The sequence below is a fragment of the Rhizobium cerradonense genome (assembly GCF_030182455.1).
GTDB lineage: Bacteria > Pseudomonadota > Alphaproteobacteria > Rhizobiales > Rhizobiaceae > Rhizobium.
Map to the genome: position 1 here is coordinate 13,529 of NZ_JAQJCK010000027.1, position 16,735 is coordinate 30,263.

Genomic DNA, 16,735 nt, shown 5'->3' on the forward strand with positions numbered 1-16,735 from the left:
GGGCAAATCCTGCTCTGGCCGATGAATTCAAGGTGCGAGAATGGAAAGTTTCGAGAAAGACCTGGATCCGACCGATCTGTCGATGATCGAGATCCTGCAGGAGGATGGGCGAATTTCCGTATCGGAACTTGGCCGCCGGGTAGGGCTTTCACAGCCCGCCGCGTCGGAACGCCTGAAAAGGCTTGAGGAACGCGGCATCATTGCCGGCTATCGTGCCGTCATCGATCCCGCTGCCGTCGGCCTCGGTATGATGGCAGTCGTCCGGCTGCGCACGACCCATGAGCACATACGCCCCTGCTTGAAACAGTTTTCGGAGATGCCGCAGATCATCGAGGTCCTGCGGCTGACCGGCGAGGATTGTTTCCTGCTCAAGGTCCTGGTCCCGACATCCTCAGACCTTGAAACCATCGTCGATTCCATTGCTCGCCACGGCGCGGTGACCACGTCGCTGGTATTGCGGAACGAGCCGGCGAAACCGATCGGTCGCGAGCTCATCCGCAAGACGATGGCGCGTTGACCGCGTTGAAGCGAACGCTTCTCAGAAAGGCAGCTTGAAACCGGGCGGGATCGGCAGACCGGCGGTCAGTTCGCGGGTCTTTTCGGCGGCCAGCGCCTCGGCCTTTTCCTGGGCGTCCTTGTTTGCAGCGACGATCAGGTCCTCGAGGATTTCAACGTCTTCTTCCTTGAAGAGCGACGGATCGATCTTGATGCCCAGCATCTGGCTCTTGCCGTTCACAGTGACGGTGATGAGGCCGCCGCCGGCTTTGCCTTCGGCCCGGATGTCGGCGATTTCTGCCTGCATCTTCTCCATCTTGGCCTGCATTTCCTTCACTTTGCCCATCATGCCCATGATGTCGCGCATCGTTGCTGGTCCTTCTCTTCCGTCTCTTTGTCTTGTTATTTTTGGTTACAATCTACGTCGAAAACCGCTTTACGCTTTTATCCTACGGCTCTTCGATTTGGTATCATACCCTTAGAATTCGATATCATCGCCCGGCAGAATATCGCCGTCATCGGATTCGGCAGTCGCCGGGGCGGCAGTTTGTTCTTCTTCCTCAGGGTCAGGCGCGCGGACGCGAACGTCGATGATCTTGGCGCCCGGAAATTGCGATAGGATCGCCGCCACATCGGGGTCCTGGCGGGCATCGGCGACCCGTTGCCGCTGCTCGTTCGCCTCGGCCTCCACCAGGGTCGGTTCGCCTTCGTCGCGGCTGAGGCTGACGATCCAGTGGATGCCGGTCCATTCCTTCAGCTTGACGGCAAGCTCGTTCAGCAGCGTCCCCGGCGCACCCGGCGCCAGGCTGACATCGAGCCGACCGGGCTCCAGCCGCACCGGGCGAACGAAGCTGCGCACTAGCGCCTTCATCTTCGGATCGCGCTTCTGGCCGGCGAGTTCCGCAATATCGGCCATCGAATTGACGGGAACCAGTGGCTTCGGCGCTTCGCTGGGTTTTGGCTCGATCCGGCCGATCACAGGACTTGCCTGTGGCTGCGTATTCGGAACCGACCGCAGCATGGCGACCGGTGCAGGCGGCACCAGCGCGGGCCGCGATGGTGCGGCTTCCACCGCGCGCGCCATGACATTGCCCTGATAGGAGACAGGCGTTCCCATGCCGTTGCCGGCAGATGGGGCGGGCGATGGACGCGTTCCACCGCCATTGCCATCCGAAAATTCGGCAAGCCGCCGCGCTGCGTCTTCCGGCGCCGGCAGATGGGCGGCATGCGCCAGGCGGATCAGCACCATTTCGGCGGCACCGGCCGTGCGGGCTGCGCTTTCGGTCTCCGGTATGCCCTTCAGCAGCATCTGCCAGAAGCGAGAGAGCGTGGTAACCGCCACGCCCTGGGCGAAATCAGCCGCCTTGGTGCGCTCGACCTCGCTCAGCGACGGATCGTCGGCGGCATCGGGCACATATTTCAGGCGGGTGACGAGATGGGTGAAATCGGCAAGATCGGTCAGCACGACGACAGGATTGGCGCCGGCTTCGTACTGGCTGTTGAATTCCGCCAATGCGGCGGCGACATCGCCCTTGATGACATGGTGGAAGAGATCGACGATGCGGGCGCGGTCGGCGAGCCCCAGCATCGAGCGAACGGCATCCGCTGCAACCACGCCGCTGCCATGGGCGATCGCCTGATCGAGCAGCGACAGCCCATCGCGGGCCGAGCCTTCGGCGGCACGGGCGATCATGGCGAGCGCTTCCGGCTCCGCCTCGATGCCTTCTTTCGCGGCGATGGTGGTGAACAGGCCGACTAGGTCGGAAGCGCTGATGCGGCGCAGATCGAAGCGCTGGCAGCGCGACAGCACCGTGATCGGCACCTTGCGGATTTCGGTGGTGGCGAAGATGAACTTCACATGCTCCGGCGGCTCTTCCAGCGTTTTCAGCAACCCGTTGAAGGCGGCCGTCGACAGCATATGCACTTCGTCGATGATATAGACCTTGTAGCGCGCCGAAACCGGACGGTAGCGCACCTGCTCGATGATCTCGCGGATATCGTCGATACCGGTATGTGAGGCGGCGTCCATCTCGATGACATCGACATGCCGGCCTTCCATGATCGCCTGGCAATGTTCGCCAGGCTCGCGCAGGTCGATGGTCGGGCGGTCGATCTCGGCGGTCTTGTAGTTGAGCGCGCGCGCCAGGATGCGGGCCGTCGTCGTCTTGCCGACGCCGCGCACGCCGGTCAGCATATAGGCCTGGGCAATGCGGCCGGTCTCGAACGCATTGGTCAGCGTGCGAACCATCGGCTCCTGGCCGACCATTAGGTCCGTGAAATCCTTGGGCCGGTATTTGCGAGCCAGAACCCGGTAACCGGTGCCGGTCGAAGCGGCATCTTTTGCTTGTCGCTCGGTGTCGCTCATCGCCCTGCTTGTCGCCCGCAGAAAGCCGGGCCTTGCTTTCGGAAAGGGTGGGAGGCTGGCACGATGACCCGTGCCGGGCTCGTTAGGGCTGCTTCCTTCCGGACCTGACCCGGTTGGCGAGTGGCTCGTCCACCACCAACCTCCCGGATGCACATATCGGCAATATCGGCATCAAAAGCAAGCCAAGGTCAAAAAAAACTGCTAAACATTTGATAAAACACTGGAGGACAACCCATTGCAGGATTTTGCGCTCGACAATCGTCTGGCGAATGACAGCGTTTCCGTCGCCATTACCGGCCTTTGCGACGTGCGGCTGATGAAGGATCGCCGCTGGCCATGGCTGTTGCTGGTGCCCCGTCGGCCCGGCATGTCGGAAATATTCGAGCTGACACCGCTCGACCAGGTGCTGTTGACCTTCGAGACGAATAAGGTCGCAGCCGCCTTGAAGGCGGTGACCGGAGCGACAAAAATCAACATCGGGGCCCTTGGAAATATCGTCCGTCAGCTTCATGTTCATGTCATTGCGCGGTTCGAAGGGGACACGAACTGGCCCGGCCCGATCTGGGGCTACGGCAAAGCGGAACCCTATGCGGACGAAGATATGAACAGCTTCATAGCCAAGTTGCGGGAAACGCTTTCACAATGAACCATTCCATCTTCTCTACGGATGCCCCCCACCCGGAAGCCAGCAGCCTCACCGCCTTTGCGGAAAACCAGCTTAACCGGGACGCCGAGCACCGCGACGAGGAATCGGTCGAGCGAGCTCTTTCCAAGGACGGCACGCATATCCTTGCTTTCGCCAGGGACAGGCTGGTCCTGAAACATGACGGCCAGGTGCTCGATCCGCTGTTTGCGCGCTACGAACTGCAGGAACTCGATCCCGACTGGGAGGCGGCGGTGCTGCTCGGTTACCGCAAGACCGGCGAACCGCGACTGGCCGTGCCGGTGCGCATCAATGCCGACGATCTCGCCAGCCACTACAAGCCCGCCGACATGCGCTCGCTTTGGCGCGATCTCCTGCTCGAAGGTGAAATTCTCGGCGAAGCGGCGCAGGGCATGAGCCTTATCCGCTGGAACCACGACAATCGGTTCTGCGGCCGATGCGGCTCGGTCATGGAAAGCCGAATCGGCGGCTACAAGCGCGTCTGCACGGCCTGCGAACACATGATCTTTCCGCGCACCGATCCGGTCGTCATCATGCTGACGATCGACGAGGAGAAAAATCTCTGCCTGCTCGGCCGCAGCCATCATTTCGCACCCGGCATGTATTCCTGTCTCGCCGGTTTTGTCGAACCGGGCGAAACCATCGAAAATGCCGTGCGTCGCGAGACGCATGAGGAGTCTGGCATCCGCATTGGCCGTGTGCGCTACCATGCCTCGCAACCCTGGCCGATGCCGCACTCCCTGATGATCGGCTGCTATGCCGAGGCGAAGTCGAGGGAGATCCATATGGACACCGCCGAGCTCGATGACTGCCGCTGGTTCACACCGGAAGAGACGCTTGCCATGCTCGATCGCGTCTCGGCCTCCGGTAACACCTCGCCACCCAAGGGCGCCATCGCCCATCGCCTGATGCGCGACTGGGTGGAATGGAAGCGATAGGCGCTCGTCATGGCGCGCTCGGAACGGCTGCTGACCCTATTGCAGACGCTCAGGCGCTACCGACGTCCGGTCAGCGGCGCGACCCTTGCCGACGAGACTGGCGTCAGCCTGCGCACGCTCTATCGCGATATCGCCAGCCTGCAGACGCAGGGTGCCATGATCGAAGGCGAGCCTGGCATCGGCTATGTTCTGAAGCCCGGCTTCATGCTGCCGCCGATGATGTTTTCGCAGGATGAGATCGAGGCGCTGGTGCTGGGATCGAGATGGGTCGCACGCGCAACCGATTCGCGATTGGCCGCCGCCGGCGCCGATGCTCTTGCCAAGATCGCTGCGGTGCTGCCCGCCGAAATGCGCGAGGCGGTCGATCAGGCGGCGGTGGTCGTCGCAACGCGCCGCATAACGGAGGATAAGGCTGATCTTTCCCTGATGCGCAAGGCGATCCGCGGCGAACGCATGGTGCAATTGACCTATGGCGACGTCAACGGCGCTATCTCGACCCGGCGCATCTGGCCCTTCGCGCTCGGCTATTTCGATAATGCGCGCATCATCATGGCCTGGTGCGAGCTGCGCCAGGATTTTCGTCATTTCCGCGCCGACCGCATCGTCGATTTTGCGGTGCTGGACGCACGCTACCCGCGACGCCGTGTTACGCTGGCGAGGGAATGGAATGCCCGGGAGGGCATGCTTCACGATTGATCCTCAAGAGCAACGCTACTGCCAGAAACTGTCAGTAGGTACGACTATGATGGGCACCATCCCAAGCAGGAAGGAGGACCGATCATGGCAAGCCACGCTTTCATCGTCACGAAACAAACGCATCGCGGCGTCATCGAGGCGCGCAAAGGCAAAGATCTCTCTGTGCCGACATGGCCCGCCCGCTTCTTGCGGGTTGCACTGGGCTATTTTGTCGGCAGCCGAAATCACCTCGATCTCGAGGGAGCGTCTGATTTGGTCAAGCGCGATCTGGGCTTTCTGGACGGCCACGCGCCATACCGTGAGGAAGAACGGATGCACTAAGGCCGAAGCGATTTCGGCGATAAAGACATTCGTAAAATCAAGAGTTTAAGGCCAGAGAAGGCTATTCTGACAGATCTCGATGCGCTTTAGAAACGCATCTCCATAAACATCCAAATCTTCTGACACCGGCAGGCCTCGCCTGCCGGACCGCATCTTCATGCCCTTATATCCCCCTAAATTGAGAGGAATATCCAAATGACAAGCCCGAATCTCATCATCTTCTACGTTAAGGACCCGGCCGAAAGCGTGCCTTTCTATCGCGACCTGCTCGGCCGCGAGCCCGCCGTTGCCGCGCCGAATTTCGCTGCCTTCCCGCTCGACAATGGTTTCACCCTCGGCCTCTGGCGCCGCAGCAACGTCGAGCCGCAGCCCTCGGCCATCGGCAATCGCGGTGAACTCGCCTTCATGGTCGAAGGCGAAGGCGCGGTCGCGGAACATTACCAGGACTGGAAAGCCCGCGGCCTGCCGATTGCGCAGGAACTGACGACCATGGATTTCGGCCCGACCTTCGTCGTGCTCGATCCCGACGGTCATCGTCTCAGGGTTTGTGAGCCGGATAAGTGAATTGTGACCAGGTCACCCGCCCTCGTGGTTCGAGGCTGCAGCCCTTTGGGCTTTCGCACCTCACCATGAGGGCTGATCCTGTATGCTCCGCCACGGAACATGGTCCACGTCATGGTGAGGTGCATTCGCAGAAGAGACTGATCGATAAATTCAGAGCAATGCGAGGAACAATTGCTGCATCATATTTCATTCGGCGTCTCAGATATCGAGAGAGCCGCCACCTTTTACGACGCCGCCTTCGCACCGCTCGGCTATGTCAGGGTTTGGGAAGACTTGAACCCCGGCGATCCCAACCAGGCGATCGGATACGGCCCGCCGGGTGGGGGCGATAAATTCGCCATCAAATTGCGTGGCAAGGAAGCCCACGCGCCAGGTCCGGGCTTCCATCTCGCCTTTGTCGCGCCAAGCCGTGATGCCATCGTCTCCTTTCACAAAGCAGCGCTCGCCCATGGCGGTAAGGACAACGGGCCGCCTGATCTTCGGCCTCATTACGGGCCGAATTATTTTGCAGCCTTTGTCATCGATCCGGATGGGCACCGTATCGAGGTCGTCACCAAGGCTGCGGAATAGCCGCTCGGTGGCAACCATAAGGGTACCGCAACCCGCCCTCGCGGTTCGAGGCTGCAGCCCGGCGGCCTTCGCACCTCACCATGAGGGCTAACCCTTTGGGTCAATAGCGAAATTCTCCCCCGCCTCATCCTGAGGTGCGGAGCTCGAAGAGCGAAGCCTCGAAGGACGAGGCGGCCTCCGACGCCATTAAACTTAAAGGATCAGACTTAGAGATCGCCCCGCATCGGATGCCCCTTGTAAACGCCCAGAATACGGACCTTCTCGGAGAAGAACCGCAATTCCTCCAGCGCGCGGCGCACATGGGCATCGGACGGATGGCCCTCGATATCGGCATAGAACTGCGTCGCTACAAAACGGCCGCCGAGCTGATAGCTTTCGAGCTTGGTCATGTTGATGCCGTTGGTGGCAAAGCCGCCCAAGGCCTTGTAGAGCGCGGCCGGAATGTTGCGCACGTTGAAGACGAAGGTGGTGACGATCTTTTCCTCGGTCGAGCTGCGCTGCGCCCAGTTTTCGTCACGCGACAGGATGACGAAGCGCGTGACGTTGCTCTCGGTATCCTCGACATTTTCCGCAACGATTTCCAGCCCATAGAGGTCGGCCGCCAGCCGCGGCGCAAGGGCGGCCATGGTGCGGTCGCCGGTTTCCTGCACGAGCTTGGCCGCCCCCGCCGTATCGCCGGCGATGATCGGCTTCCAGCCATTGGCGCGCACTATCTTGCGGCACTGGCCAAGCGCATGGATGTGGCTGTGCACCGTGCGAATTTCTTCCTTCTTCACACCTGGCAGCACCATGAGCTGGAAATGGATCGGCATGAAATATTCGCCGACGATATGCAGCCGCGATTCCGGCAGCAGATGATGGATATCGGCGACCCGGCCGGCGATCGTGTTTTCGATCGGGATCATGCCGAGATCGGCTTCGCCATTGTCGACGGCGGTGAAGGCGTCCTCGAAGGTCTGGCAAGGCAGCGGCTCCATCGTCGGGAACATGTCACGGGAGGCCATGTCGGAATTGGCGCCGTAGTCGCCCTGGAAAGAGATCTTGTTGGTCTTGGTGATCATTGGACTGCCTTTGGGGAAATTCCGTCAGAGAGAGGCGCCGGAAAGGATACGGCGGGCCTTTTCGAGGTCGGCGGGAGTATCGACACCGAGCGGTATTGTGTCAACGATCTCGACATCGATGCGCATGCCGGCTTCCAGCGCCCGCAATTGCTCCAGTGATTCGCGTTTTTCCAGCGTCGAAGGGCCGAGGCTGACGAATTTTTCCAGCGCGGCGCGGCGATAGGTGTAGAGGCCAATGTGATGATAAAGCGGCCCGTTGCCGTAGGGAGCGGTGGCGCGAGTGAAGTAAAGTGCGCGCAGACGGCTGTCCGAAACGGGCGAGCCGACAACCTTGACGACGCTCGGCAGCTTCTTTTCTTCCTCGTCTTTGATCTCGACGGTCAGCGTGGCAATATCGACGGCTGGGTCTTCCAGCGGGCGCAGCGACGCGCGGATGGTTTCGGGATCGACGGTCGGCAGATCGCCCTGGACGTTGACGATGATCTCGGCATGACCCTCGGGATCCACGGCCTGCAGGGCCTCATAGATCCGGTCCGAGCCGGATTGGTGATCCTTGCGCGTCATGACGACTTCGAAGCCGGCATTCGCAACGGCGGCAAAGGTGTCCTCGTGGTCGACGGCGACGACGATGCGACCGATCGCCGCCTCGCGCGCCCGTTTGGCAACCTGTACGATCATGGGCAGGCCGCAAATATCGGCGAGCGGCTTGCCCGGCAGGCGGGTGGAGGCCATCCGGGCCGGAATGAGCACCAGCGTCTTGTCTAAGTTGGGATCTGTCATTGTTGGGCCTTCTATTCCTGCCGGAAAAGTGTCAAAAAGTCTCACGGTGGAGACCGTTTAGAGAGTTGCAAGAAACTGCCAAAAGACATAGGTTTCGCGCGAATTCAAGATGGGCCGGCAGCCGCTGCCGGAGGCGAGGGGAGCATAGCAGATGAATTCATCCTACGTGAACATGGGTGTCGGGGCACTTCTGGCCACACTTTTTGTGCTGAAGTCCGTGTCGCTCGCGTCGGGATTTATTTTCCATTCAGAAACGCCGGAAAAGCCGGGCTTCGCAATTATCGCCGCTGAAGAAACGTCTGCCGGCGCCGGCGGCAAGGGAGCCGCCGCCAAGCAGGAAACGCCGATCGCGCAATTGCTGCAAAAGGCCGACGCGAAGGCCGGCGAATCGATCTTCAAGAAGTGTCAGGCCTGTCATGACGGCACCAAGGGCGGGCCGAACAAGGTCGGTCCGGATCTCTGGGGTGTGGTCGATCGTCCGATCGCCTCGCACGAAGGTTTTGCCTATTCCTCCGCCATGAAGGATTTTTCCAAGGGCAGCAGCGAAAAGTGGACCTACGATCATCTCTACCACTTCCTCGAAGCGCCGAAGAAATTCATCGCCGGGACGGCGATGGGCTTTGCCGGCCTGCCGAAGGAAGAAGATCGTGCCAATGTCATCGCCTATCTGCGCACGCTGGCCGACACGCCTCAGCCGCTGCCTGACGCGAACGCTCCCGCGGCGACGAACTAAGCTGCCTCAAGCGAACGATTGCCAAAAGCCCGGTCGTCTCGGCCGGGCTTTTGCATGCCGGTCAGTCGCTCAGACGGCGTGCTTGCGCGTCCGCATCTTTTGATCCAGGTCGTAGACCTTGAGCCCGTCCTCGGCGCCGGGCGGCACGCGCCAATCTTCCGAGATCAGGGCCTTGCGGGCGTCGTGCAGGCCGGCTTGCCAATGCTCGTGCATCGACAGCGCCGAAAATTCGTAGTCCTTCGAATGGGCGCGGAACTGCTTGTTGCGGTAGATCAGGTGGATGATCGTGACGCTGTGATCGCAGCAATGTTGCTTCAGCTTCTGGATCTCCGGGTCGGCCTTGGCCTCTTCCGGCAGGCGCGCATAAAGCTCCGATATGGTACGGCGCAGACGGTGGCGCTCGAGAAAGAGGTCGGTGTTGAGCCGGGTGCGGCTGGAATAGCTGATATCCTTGCGCCGCTCCTCCACTTCTTCGAGGTCCTGCGGCAACAGGCCGGTAGCACTGAAGAGATCGACCTGGAAGACGACCGTGTCGACTTCGGCGGCGTTCCTCAGCACGTAACTCAGCGGCGTGTTCGAGACCAGGCCGCCGTCCCAGTAATATTCATTGCCGATCTTGATCGCCGGAAAGCCGGGTGGCAGTGCGCCGCTCGCCATGACGTGCTCGGGTTTGATTTTGATGTCCTTATTGTCGAAAAAGGCGAAATTGCCGGTTCTGACATTGACGGCGCCGAGGCTCAGTCGCACCGGGCCATGATTGATGCGGTCGAAATCGACATGGTCGAGCAGGGTCTGACGCAATTGCGCGGTGTCGTAGATACTGGTCGCACCCGCTGAGCCCCGCGGCTGGAACCAGGATGGGATCTGCCAGGGCGAAAAGAAACCGGGCACGCCGAAGGTCGATACCCACCAACTGCTGACCGTGCGGTAGAACCGACTGGTCTCGCGTTGGCGCTCCATCAGCACGTCGACCGGCAATTGCACGCTGACCTTGTTCCAAAAGGAGCGCAGTTTTTCCAGCCGCTGGCCCGGCACGTTGCCCGCCATGATCGAGGCGTTGATGGCACCGATCGAGATCCCGGCGATCCAGTCCGGCTCGATATTGGCTTCCCTCAATGCTTCGAAGGCGCCCGCCTGATAGGAGCCGAGCGCACCGCCGCCCTGCAGGACGAAGACCTTCTGCGCATAGGCCGAAGCGGGATTGGTGGTGGTGAGTGGAGCTGCAATATTCATGGTTCCATCCTTTGTTGCGCTCCACCCTTAGTTAAAGGCGGCGGTGCGCGAATATATGACCATTTTCCTGCCTGCTTCTCCGAAGGCGGAGATATATTGTCGCAGTGTTCAACCGGCGGTGAGCTCACGCAAAGCCGCCTGCACCTTTCTAAGATCACCTTGGAGCGCCGCGCGATGACAGGAATCCACACGGGCCGCTCGCGTCGCTAGCCGAGCATATAGGCCCAAAGTGACACTGAAAGTACGCCGAGCGCCGTTGTCAGCGTAATCGTCGAGGCCGCGAGACTGTGACCGACGCCAAAGCGATTGGCAATCAGCCAGGCGTTCACACCTGTGGGAACTGCGGCGGTGAGGACGATCGCCTCACGCCATTGCGAGCTAAGGCCAAGAAGATAGCCGGCCGAAAGCACGCAGGCCGGCAGCAACAGAAGCTTGAACGCCGAGGTAACGCTGGCGATTCCGAGATTGCCGGAAAGACCATATTGCCGCAGCGCCATGCCAAGCGAAATCAGCGCCGCCGGGCCTGCCGTGTTGGCGATGCTGTCGACGACGCTGCCGAGCGTTGCCGGCAGGGGAATACCGATGAGGTGCACGACGAGGCCGGCGACAAGTCCGATGACCAGCGGATTGCGGACAAGGTTTCTGCCTACCTGATGCAGTAGCTCGCCTGTGCTCCGCCCGCTGCCGCCATTCGCCTTGCGCTCAGCCTGCTCCATCAGCATCGTACCGGCGATCATCATGACAGGCAGATGCACAGCGATCAGGATCGATAGCGCCACGATGCCATCGGGACCGACCACACGGCTCACAAGCGGCAGGCCGATGAAGGTATTGTTGGCGAAAGCCGACGACACACCGGCGAGCACCCCGATCCGCGCATCCCGCCCGAATAGGCGCGTCGCCGCCAGATGGCCGGCTGTCCAGGCGACCGCGACGCCGGCAAAATAGGCGATCCACAATCGGAATGGCGAAGCCCCGTGGAAATGCGCGCCAGCAATGGTCTGGAAAAGCAGCAGCGGCACGGCAATCTTGAAGACGAACTCGCTCATCGCTTCGCCGACGCTGGCCGTCAATATTCCGGCACGCACGATCAACCAGCCGACGAGGATCAGCAGGAAAATCGGCAGAACATCGGAAAAGATTTCGGACATGCCGGCGAGCGAGCTGTGGCGGGATCTTGGGACTTGATCCCAGAGTTGTAGCAGCTTGCAGCAACGTGAGAAGCCGAAAAGCGGTCGGAAATAAAAAAAGCGGGCCACGCCCGCTTTCCCGCATCCGGCCCCGCCGGAGTCCTCCCGGTGCACAGGCCGCCAGTTCATCCGTGGTCGGCGCGCGTACCGGTGAGGCGGAAGGTATCATACCTTCCCAGAACTGGCCCGAATGCCTTGTCCGCATCCCATGCCCGTTCACTTGATAAGTGTTTACAGATGGAAAGTGACAGGCAAATGACTGGTTGAGATTTAGTTACCTCATCGGACACCGATTTTCCTTCCAAACTTCGGAAAAACCGCTAATACCGGATACCGGCTATCACCAATACCGGGACCCCCTTTTTGATGACTCGTTTCGATGTACTGACCGTTGGCAATGCTATCGTCGACATTATCTCCCGCTGCAACGATCAGTTCCTGATCGACAACAAGATCACCAAGGCCGCGATGAATCTCATCGATGCCGACCGTGCCGAGCTATTGTATTCGCGCATGGGTCCGGCGCTCGAAGCCTCCGGCGGCAGCGCCGGCAATACGGCGGCGGGCGTTGCGAATTTCGGCGGCAGGGCGGCCTATTTCGGCAAGGTCGCGGAAGATCAGTTGGGAGAAATCTTCGCGCACGACATCCGCGCCCAGGGCGTGCATTACGAGACCAAGCCGAAGGGCACGTTCCCGCCGACTGCCCGCTCCATGATCTTCGTCACCGAGGACGGCGAGCGTTCGATGAACACCTATCTCGGCGCCTGCGTCGAGCTTGGCCCGGAAGATGTCGAGGAAGATGTCGTCGCCAACGCCAAGGTCACCTATTTCGAAGGCTATCTCTGGGACCCGCCGCGCGCCAAGGAGGCGATTCGCGAATGCGCCCGCATCGCCCATGTCCATGGCCGCGAAATGTCGATGACTTTGTCCGACAGCTTCTGCGTCGGCCGTTATCGCCACGAATTCCTTGATCTCATGCGCTCGGGCACCGTCGATATCGTCTTTGCCAACCGCGACGAGGCATTGTCGCTCTACGAGACCGATGATTTCGAGAAGGCGTTGAAGCTGATTGCGGCTGACTGCAAGATCGCCGCCGTCACCACCGGCAAGGACGGTGCCGTCATCGTGCGCGGCAACGAGCGCTATGTCGTCGACGCCCATCCGATCGAGGAGCGCGTCGATACGACCGGCGCCGGCGATCTCTTCGCAGCCGGCTTCCTCTTCGGCTACACGCAGGGTCGCAGCCTCGAAGACTGCGGCAAGCTCGGCAACCTCGCCGCAGCTATCGTCATCGAGCAGATCGGCCCTCGGCCGATGCGGTCGCTCTCGGAAGCCGGCAAGGAATTCGGGCTTCTTTAAGCTCGCCCACTGGCTCATGCTGAAATTGAAAGCCGCTCGCAGCAGACCGCTGCAGCGGCTTTTGCTTGAGGTGTCACGGCCAGCAAACGAAATCTATCACCATAGCAACCGAAAGGTTCCGGCCTCGTGGAGAATGAGAATTCCAAGCGCCACGAGAACGAAGGGCACCACCCGATACCCATAGCGACGGATCGGCGCACCGATCGTCGGGTGATTGACCAGGAAGTGCGCGGCGCCGAGCCACAAAGCCGTCATGACGACAAACACAATGGCGATGATGGTGATCTCATCGCTCGTGCGCGTGGCAAATAGCGGCGTGTAGATGCCGATATTGTCGCCACCATTCGCGATGGTGACCGCCGCGACGGCTATGATATTGCCATGCCCGATCGACGCCTTTTCGTGATCTTCCGGATCACTCTCTGCCTCAAAGCCCTGCCACAACGTCCATAGCTTCTTCAGGCCAAGAATGATCGGCACCAAGCCGAGGAGGCCGATATAGGCGGCGGGAATAACGAGAGAGATCAGGGAGGCGAGCACGCTTACGCCGCAAAGAACGCTAATGCCCAGATATTGGCCGATGACGATTTGGCGCGGGTGGAATTTGCGGTCCGCAAAAAATCCGAGCAGAACAAAAATATCGTCCACGTTCGTCGATGCAAACAGGACGATCGCTATGCCGAGATTCCCGAACAAATATTCCACAATCACCGTTCCCGCTCTTGATGCCAGATGCATCGCCGCGTCGAAGAATCACGCGGTCGCGGCTACCATGGAGCTTTGAGGGGCTTTCTTTTACTTGAAGGCTTCGCCGGGGTAGGCGCCCCAGATTTCGGATTGCGCCACCCAGCCTTCGGTGCCGTCGGCGGTCGCCAGGCACCAGTCGCCAGTGCATTCGCGGATGTTCATCATCACGCCCGGCTGGAGCTTGGCGATGACGGTGCTCGACGGCTGCGCGTCGCGGCGCATATTGACGAAGACCGCCTTGCCCTTGCCCTTCATCCACGGCGCGGCGATTGCCGAGCGCTGGCCGGATAGCAGCGACTGGTTGACCCAGCCCTCGGTGCCGTCGGCATCACGCACGCGGCGCCAATTGTCGTATTCCTGGATGATTTCGACCGGCAATCCCTGCTTAAGATAAAGCCATGACACGGCGTAGTCGGCGCTCGGGCCGATGCGCAGGTTGACGCGCTTCGATTTCAGCGTGACGAATCGCGGCAGCGGCAATCCGCTCGGTCCCTTGGCGGCCTGGGCCGCGGCAAGATCGGCGGTGGCGCCGGCCATCATCAGGCCGATCGCGAAAACAGCGCAGGACTTCAGGACTTTGCCACGCATAGGGATTTCCGTTCGCTCATCATGACCAAGGCGGCCTATCGTTCCGGTTTATCGGCAAATCCCTGCGCCGCGCCCACGAGTTTTATTTGTCTTCGCCTGCGGGTCTGGTAGAAATGCTCGGAACGGGAAAATTATCCTGCTTCTTGGTTAATAACATCTGAACAAGGCATCGCCGGTCGCCATGACGACGAAGAAAAAACCGAAGGTCTATATCACGCGTAAACTGCCGGATGCAGTGGAGACGCGGATGCGCGAACTCTTCGATGCCGAGCTCAACATTGACGATACGCCGCGCACGCAGGCCGAGCTTGTGGAAGCCATCCGCTCCGCCGATGTGCTGGTGCCGACAGTCACCGACCGCATCGATGCCGCATTGATCGAGGAAGCCGGGCCGCAGATGAAGCTGATCGCCAGCTTTTCCAACGGCACCGACCATATCGACGTCGAAGCGGCGGCCCGTCGTGGCATCACCGTCACCAACACGCCGAATGTCCTGACCGAGGACACGGCCGACATGACCATGGCGTTGATTCTTGCCGTGCCGCGGCGCCTCGCCGAAGGTGCGCGCGTGCTGACGGACAAGCCCGGCGAATGGGCCGGCTGGTCGCCCACCTGGATGCTTGGGCGCCGCATTCACGGCAAGCGTATCGGCATCGTCGGCATGGGCCGCATCGGCACCGCCGTCGCCCGCCGCGCCAAGGCATTCGGCCTCTCCATCCATTATCACAACCGCAAGCGCGTCAGCCTGGCGACCGAAGACGAGCTGGAGGCGACCTATTGGGACAGCCTCGATCAGATGCTTGCCCGCGTCGACATCGTCTCCGTCAACTGCCCGTCGACGCCGGCGACCTTCCATCTGATTTCGGCGCGTCGGCTCGCTCTGCTGCAGCCGACGAGCTACATCGTCAATACAGCGCGCGGTGACGTCATTGACGAGACGGCGCTGATCAAGATTTTGCGCGAAGGCAAGATCGCCGGCGCCGGCCTCGACGTCTTCGAGAACGAACCGGCCGTCAATCCAAAGCTGGTGAAGCTCGCCAACGAGGGCAAGGTGGTGTTGCTGCCGCATATGAGCTCAGCCACGCTCGAAAGCCGCATCGACATGGGCGACAAGGTCATCATCAATATCCGCACCTTCATCGACGGCCATCGCCCGCCGAATCGCGTGCTGCCATTTCGCTGAATTAAATCAGGGCTTTGCGCATCTCGATCGACGTCGTGCGGTCGAAGCCGGCGTGGCGATTCTCTGCGGTTTTGGCGAATCCCCAATTGGCAAAGGTGGCGTGATTGCCGGTTAGCTCGATCCGCGTTTCCAGCCGCAGCACACGAAGGCCACGCTCCTGCGCCGTCGTTTCCGCAAGACTCAGCAAGCGCCTGCCGATCCCCTTGCCCTGTGCGCTCGGCAAAACAGCGAGCTTGCCGATATAGAGGCTGTCCGGCTCCGGACGGCAGAATATGCAGCCGGCTAATCGATCGCCATCAAATGCGATATAGCCGATTTCGGCTCTCGCTTTTTCCCTGAGCGATTGCGCGGTCAGCGACAGCGCCGAGGAGGGCGGATCGATCCGTCCGTCCATATAGGCGAAGGAGGCGAGAATGAGCTCAAGCAGCTCATTCCAGCGGCCGAAATTGTCGTCGAGACGCTGAAGGGTGATACCGGTCATTCGGCCGCGGCCTTGGCGCGCTTGCGGCGATAGCGGATGGTTTCGAAGCGGGCGGCGAGCCCGTCATAGAGCAGCAGCCGGCCGATCAGCGGTTCACCGATGCCGGTAATGACTTTGATCGCCTCCATCGCCATCAGCGTGCCGATGACGCCTGTCAGCGCGCCGATGATCCCGGCCTCGGAGCAGGCGGGAATGAGGCCTTCGGGCGGTTGCGTGGGGAAGAGGTCGCGATAACCAGGGTTCAGCGTGCCGTCGGCGCTGGCCTCATAAGGTTTCAGCGTCGTCAGTGAGCCGTCGAAGCGGCCGACCGCGCCGGTCACCAGCGGCAGGCGCGCCAGCTCGGCCGCGTCGGCCGCGGCATAGCGCGTATCGAAATTATCGGAACCGTCGACAATGAGATCGAAACCGGCGAGAAGCCGCTCGGCGGTCTCGATGGAAAAACGATCCTCGAAGCGAATGGTGCGCACATGTGGGTTCAGCCGTGCAATGGCGTCGGCCGCACTCTGCGTCTTCAGCTCGCCGATCGTGCCGGTATCGTGGATCACCTGCCGCTGCAGGTTGGAAAGCGAGACGCGGTCGTCATCGGCAATCCCAAGCGTACCGATGCCTGCGGCGGCGAGATATTGCAGCACGGGCGCACCGAGCCCGCCGGCGCCGATCACCAAAACCCGCGCCGCTTTTAATTTTTGCTGCCCGGCGCCGCCGACTTCGGGCAGCAGGATGTGGCGCTTGTAACGGGCGATTTCGTCTGGGGTCAAAGGGTCCAT

20 protein-coding genes and 1 other RNA gene are annotated in these 16,735 nt (G+C 60.9%); 10 read left to right on the forward strand and 11 right to left on the reverse strand.

The genetic code is table 11. The features are described from left to right. Positions 1–40 precede the first annotated feature (40 nt). Entirely contained in the window at positions 41–517 is a 477-nt protein-coding gene (locus tag PH547_RS30890; protein WP_285170295.1) for an Lrp/AsnC family transcriptional regulator, read from the forward strand. Positions 518–538: 21 nt separating this feature from the next. Here the strand turns inward: PH547_RS30890 and PH547_RS30895 are convergent, their stop codons facing one another. From PH547_RS30895 to ffs, 3 genes are all read right to left on the reverse strand, one after another. After that, positions 539–862: a YbaB/EbfC family nucleoid-associated protein gene (locus tag PH547_RS30895; protein WP_104821532.1), complete on the reverse strand. Its 324-nt coding sequence runs from the start codon at positions 860–862 to the stop codon at positions 539–541. A gap of 111 nt (positions 863–973) precedes the next feature. After that, positions 974–2,860 carry a DNA polymerase III subunit gamma/tau gene (locus tag PH547_RS30900; protein ID WP_285170296.1) on the reverse strand — a complete coding sequence of 629 codons (1,887 nt, stop codon included), beginning with the start codon at positions 2,858–2,860 and terminating at the stop codon, positions 974–976. A 47-nt stretch (positions 2,861–2,907) separates the two neighbouring features. After that, an RNA gene (gene ffs / locus PH547_RS30905) (signal recognition particle sRNA small type) lies at positions 2,908–3,004 on the reverse strand. A 91-nt stretch (positions 3,005–3,095) separates the two neighbouring features. Here ffs and PH547_RS30910 point away from each other — a divergent pair. The 6 genes from PH547_RS30910 (at position 3,096) to PH547_RS30935 (ending at position 6,613) form a co-directional block, all read left to right on the forward strand. Then, positions 3,096–3,506 (forward strand): HIT family protein, encoded by a 411-nt coding sequence (locus tag PH547_RS30910; protein WP_104821534.1) that lies wholly within the window; start codon positions 3,096–3,098, stop codon positions 3,504–3,506. Then, a complete protein-coding gene (gene nudC / locus PH547_RS30915; RefSeq protein ID WP_104821535.1) occupies positions 3,503–4,462 on the forward strand; it encodes an NAD(+) diphosphatase in 960 nt (319 codons plus the stop codon). Before PH547_RS30910 ends, nudC begins: the two co-directional genes overlap by 4 nt. A 9-nt stretch (positions 4,463–4,471) precedes the next feature. Continuing rightward, a complete protein-coding gene (locus PH547_RS30920; protein WP_104821536.1) occupies positions 4,472–5,158 on the forward strand; it encodes a helix-turn-helix transcriptional regulator in 687 nt (228 codons plus the stop codon). Positions 5,159–5,242: 84 nt separating this feature from the next. After that, entirely contained in the window at positions 5,243–5,479 is a 237-nt protein-coding gene (locus PH547_RS30925) for a hypothetical protein (protein WP_283048354.1), read from the forward strand. Positions 5,480–5,674: 195 nt separating this feature from the next. Then, a complete protein-coding gene (locus PH547_RS30930) occupies positions 5,675–6,043 on the forward strand; it encodes a VOC family protein (protein WP_104821538.1) in 369 nt (122 codons plus the stop codon). Positions 6,044–6,214: 171 nt separating this feature from the next. After that, entirely contained in the window at positions 6,215–6,613 is a 399-nt protein-coding gene (locus tag PH547_RS30935; RefSeq protein WP_285170297.1) for a VOC family protein, read from the forward strand. Between the two features lie 206 nt (positions 6,614–6,819). On the opposite strand, the gene PH547_RS30940 is transcribed toward PH547_RS30935, so the two are convergent. Both PH547_RS30940 and PH547_RS30945 read right to left on the reverse strand, forming a co-directional pair. Beyond that, a complete protein-coding gene (locus PH547_RS30940; RefSeq protein ID WP_104821540.1) occupies positions 6,820–7,674 on the reverse strand; it encodes a prephenate dehydratase in 855 nt (284 codons plus the stop codon). Positions 7,675–7,698: 24 nt separating this feature from the next. Further along, entirely contained in the window at positions 7,699–8,454 is a 756-nt protein-coding gene (locus PH547_RS30945; RefSeq protein WP_104821541.1) for a 3-deoxy-manno-octulosonate cytidylyltransferase, read from the reverse strand. Between the two features lie 151 nt (positions 8,455–8,605). Between PH547_RS30945 and PH547_RS30950 the strand changes: the two genes are divergently transcribed. Next, positions 8,606–9,187: a c-type cytochrome gene (locus PH547_RS30950; protein ID WP_104821542.1), complete on the forward strand. Its 582-nt coding sequence runs from the start codon at positions 8,606–8,608 to the stop codon at positions 9,185–9,187. 69 nt (positions 9,188–9,256) lie between these two features. Here the strand turns inward: PH547_RS30950 and PH547_RS30955 are convergent, their stop codons facing one another. Together PH547_RS30955 and PH547_RS30960 are read right to left on the reverse strand one after the other, a co-directional pair. Continuing rightward, a complete protein-coding gene (locus PH547_RS30955) occupies positions 9,257–10,420 on the reverse strand; it encodes a patatin-like phospholipase family protein (protein WP_104821543.1) in 1,164 nt (387 codons plus the stop codon). 206 nt (positions 10,421–10,626) lie between these two features. Then, positions 10,627–11,571 (reverse strand): AEC family transporter, encoded by a 945-nt coding sequence (locus PH547_RS30960; protein WP_104824933.1) that lies wholly within the window; start codon positions 11,569–11,571, stop codon positions 10,627–10,629. Between the two features lie 405 nt (positions 11,572–11,976). Between PH547_RS30960 and PH547_RS30965 the strand changes: the two genes are divergently transcribed. After that, positions 11,977–12,969: an adenosine kinase gene (locus tag PH547_RS30965; protein WP_104821544.1), complete on the forward strand. Its 993-nt coding sequence runs from the start codon at positions 11,977–11,979 to the stop codon at positions 12,967–12,969. 96 nt (positions 12,970–13,065) lie between these two features. Here the strand turns inward: PH547_RS30965 and PH547_RS30970 are convergent, their stop codons facing one another. Continuing rightward, positions 13,066–13,674 (reverse strand): cadmium resistance transporter, encoded by a 609-nt coding sequence (locus PH547_RS30970; protein ID WP_245463914.1) that lies wholly within the window; start codon positions 13,672–13,674, stop codon positions 13,066–13,068. Between the two features lie 90 nt (positions 13,675–13,764). Next, on the reverse strand, positions 13,765–14,304 hold the full coding sequence (locus tag PH547_RS30975) for an SH3 domain-containing protein (protein ID WP_104821546.1): 540 nt from the start codon (positions 14,302–14,304) through the stop codon (positions 13,765–13,767). 181 nt (positions 14,305–14,485) lie between these two features. Between PH547_RS30975 and PH547_RS30980 the strand changes: the two genes are divergently transcribed. Then, positions 14,486–15,487 (forward strand): 2-hydroxyacid dehydrogenase, encoded by a 1,002-nt coding sequence (locus PH547_RS30980; protein WP_104821547.1) that lies wholly within the window; start codon positions 14,486–14,488, stop codon positions 15,485–15,487. A 1-nt stretch (position 15,488) separates the two neighbouring features. Here the strand turns inward: PH547_RS30980 and PH547_RS30985 are convergent, their stop codons facing one another. Both PH547_RS30985 and PH547_RS30990 read right to left on the reverse strand, forming a co-directional pair. After that, positions 15,489–15,968, reverse strand: coding sequence for a GNAT family N-acetyltransferase (locus PH547_RS30985; protein ID WP_104821548.1), 480 nt, complete (start codon positions 15,966–15,968; stop codon positions 15,489–15,491). Continuing rightward, positions 15,965–16,735: a molybdopterin-synthase adenylyltransferase MoeB gene (locus PH547_RS30990; protein ID WP_104824934.1), complete on the reverse strand. Its 771-nt coding sequence runs from the start codon at positions 16,733–16,735 to the stop codon at positions 15,965–15,967. Before PH547_RS30990 ends, PH547_RS30985 begins: the two co-directional genes overlap by 4 nt.

Excerpts from the sequence above, each read along its gene's own strand:
- PH547_RS30955 (WP_104821543.1), bottom strand. The coding sequence starts at position 10,420 with ATGAATATTGCAGCTCCACTCACCACCACCAATCCCGCTTCGGCCTAT.
- PH547_RS30950 (WP_104821542.1), top strand. The coding sequence starts at position 8,606 with ATGAATTCATCCTACGTGAACATGGGTGTCGGGGCACTTCTGGCCACA.
- PH547_RS30965 (WP_104821544.1), top strand. The coding sequence starts at position 11,977 with ATGACTCGTTTCGATGTACTGACCGTTGGCAATGCTATCGTCGACATT.
- PH547_RS30900 (WP_285170296.1), bottom strand. The coding sequence starts at position 2,860 with ATGAGCGACACCGAGCGACAAGCAAAAGATGCCGCTTCGACCGGCACC.
- PH547_RS30890 (WP_285170295.1), top strand. The coding sequence starts at position 41 with ATGGAAAGTTTCGAGAAAGACCTGGATCCGACCGATCTGTCGATGATC.
- PH547_RS30920 (WP_104821536.1), top strand. The coding sequence starts at position 4,472 with ATGGCGCGCTCGGAACGGCTGCTGACCCTATTGCAGACGCTCAGGCGC.
- PH547_RS30985 (WP_104821548.1), bottom strand. The coding sequence starts at position 15,968 with ATGACCGGTATCACCCTTCAGCGTCTCGACGACAATTTCGGCCGCTGG.
- PH547_RS30925 (WP_283048354.1), top strand. The coding sequence starts at position 5,243 with ATGGCAAGCCACGCTTTCATCGTCACGAAACAAACGCATCGCGGCGTC.
- PH547_RS30945 (WP_104821541.1), bottom strand. The coding sequence starts at position 8,454 with ATGACAGATCCCAACTTAGACAAGACGCTGGTGCTCATTCCGGCCCGG.
- PH547_RS30895 (WP_104821532.1), bottom strand. The coding sequence starts at position 862 with ATGCGCGACATCATGGGCATGATGGGCAAAGTGAAGGAAATGCAGGCC.
- PH547_RS30990 (WP_104824934.1), bottom strand. The coding sequence starts at position 16,735 with ATGGACCCTTTGACCCCAGACGAAATCGCCCGTTACAAGCGCCACATC.
- PH547_RS30930 (WP_104821538.1), top strand. The coding sequence starts at position 5,675 with ATGACAAGCCCGAATCTCATCATCTTCTACGTTAAGGACCCGGCCGAA.
- PH547_RS30980 (WP_104821547.1), top strand. The coding sequence starts at position 14,486 with ATGACGACGAAGAAAAAACCGAAGGTCTATATCACGCGTAAACTGCCG.
- PH547_RS30975 (WP_104821546.1), bottom strand. The coding sequence starts at position 14,304 with ATGCGTGGCAAAGTCCTGAAGTCCTGCGCTGTTTTCGCGATCGGCCTG.
- nudC (WP_104821535.1), top strand. The coding sequence starts at position 3,503 with ATGAACCATTCCATCTTCTCTACGGATGCCCCCCACCCGGAAGCCAGC.
- PH547_RS30940 (WP_104821540.1), bottom strand. The coding sequence starts at position 7,674 with ATGATCACCAAGACCAACAAGATCTCTTTCCAGGGCGACTACGGCGCC.
- PH547_RS30960 (WP_104824933.1), bottom strand. The coding sequence starts at position 11,571 with ATGTCCGAAATCTTTTCCGATGTTCTGCCGATTTTCCTGCTGATCCTC.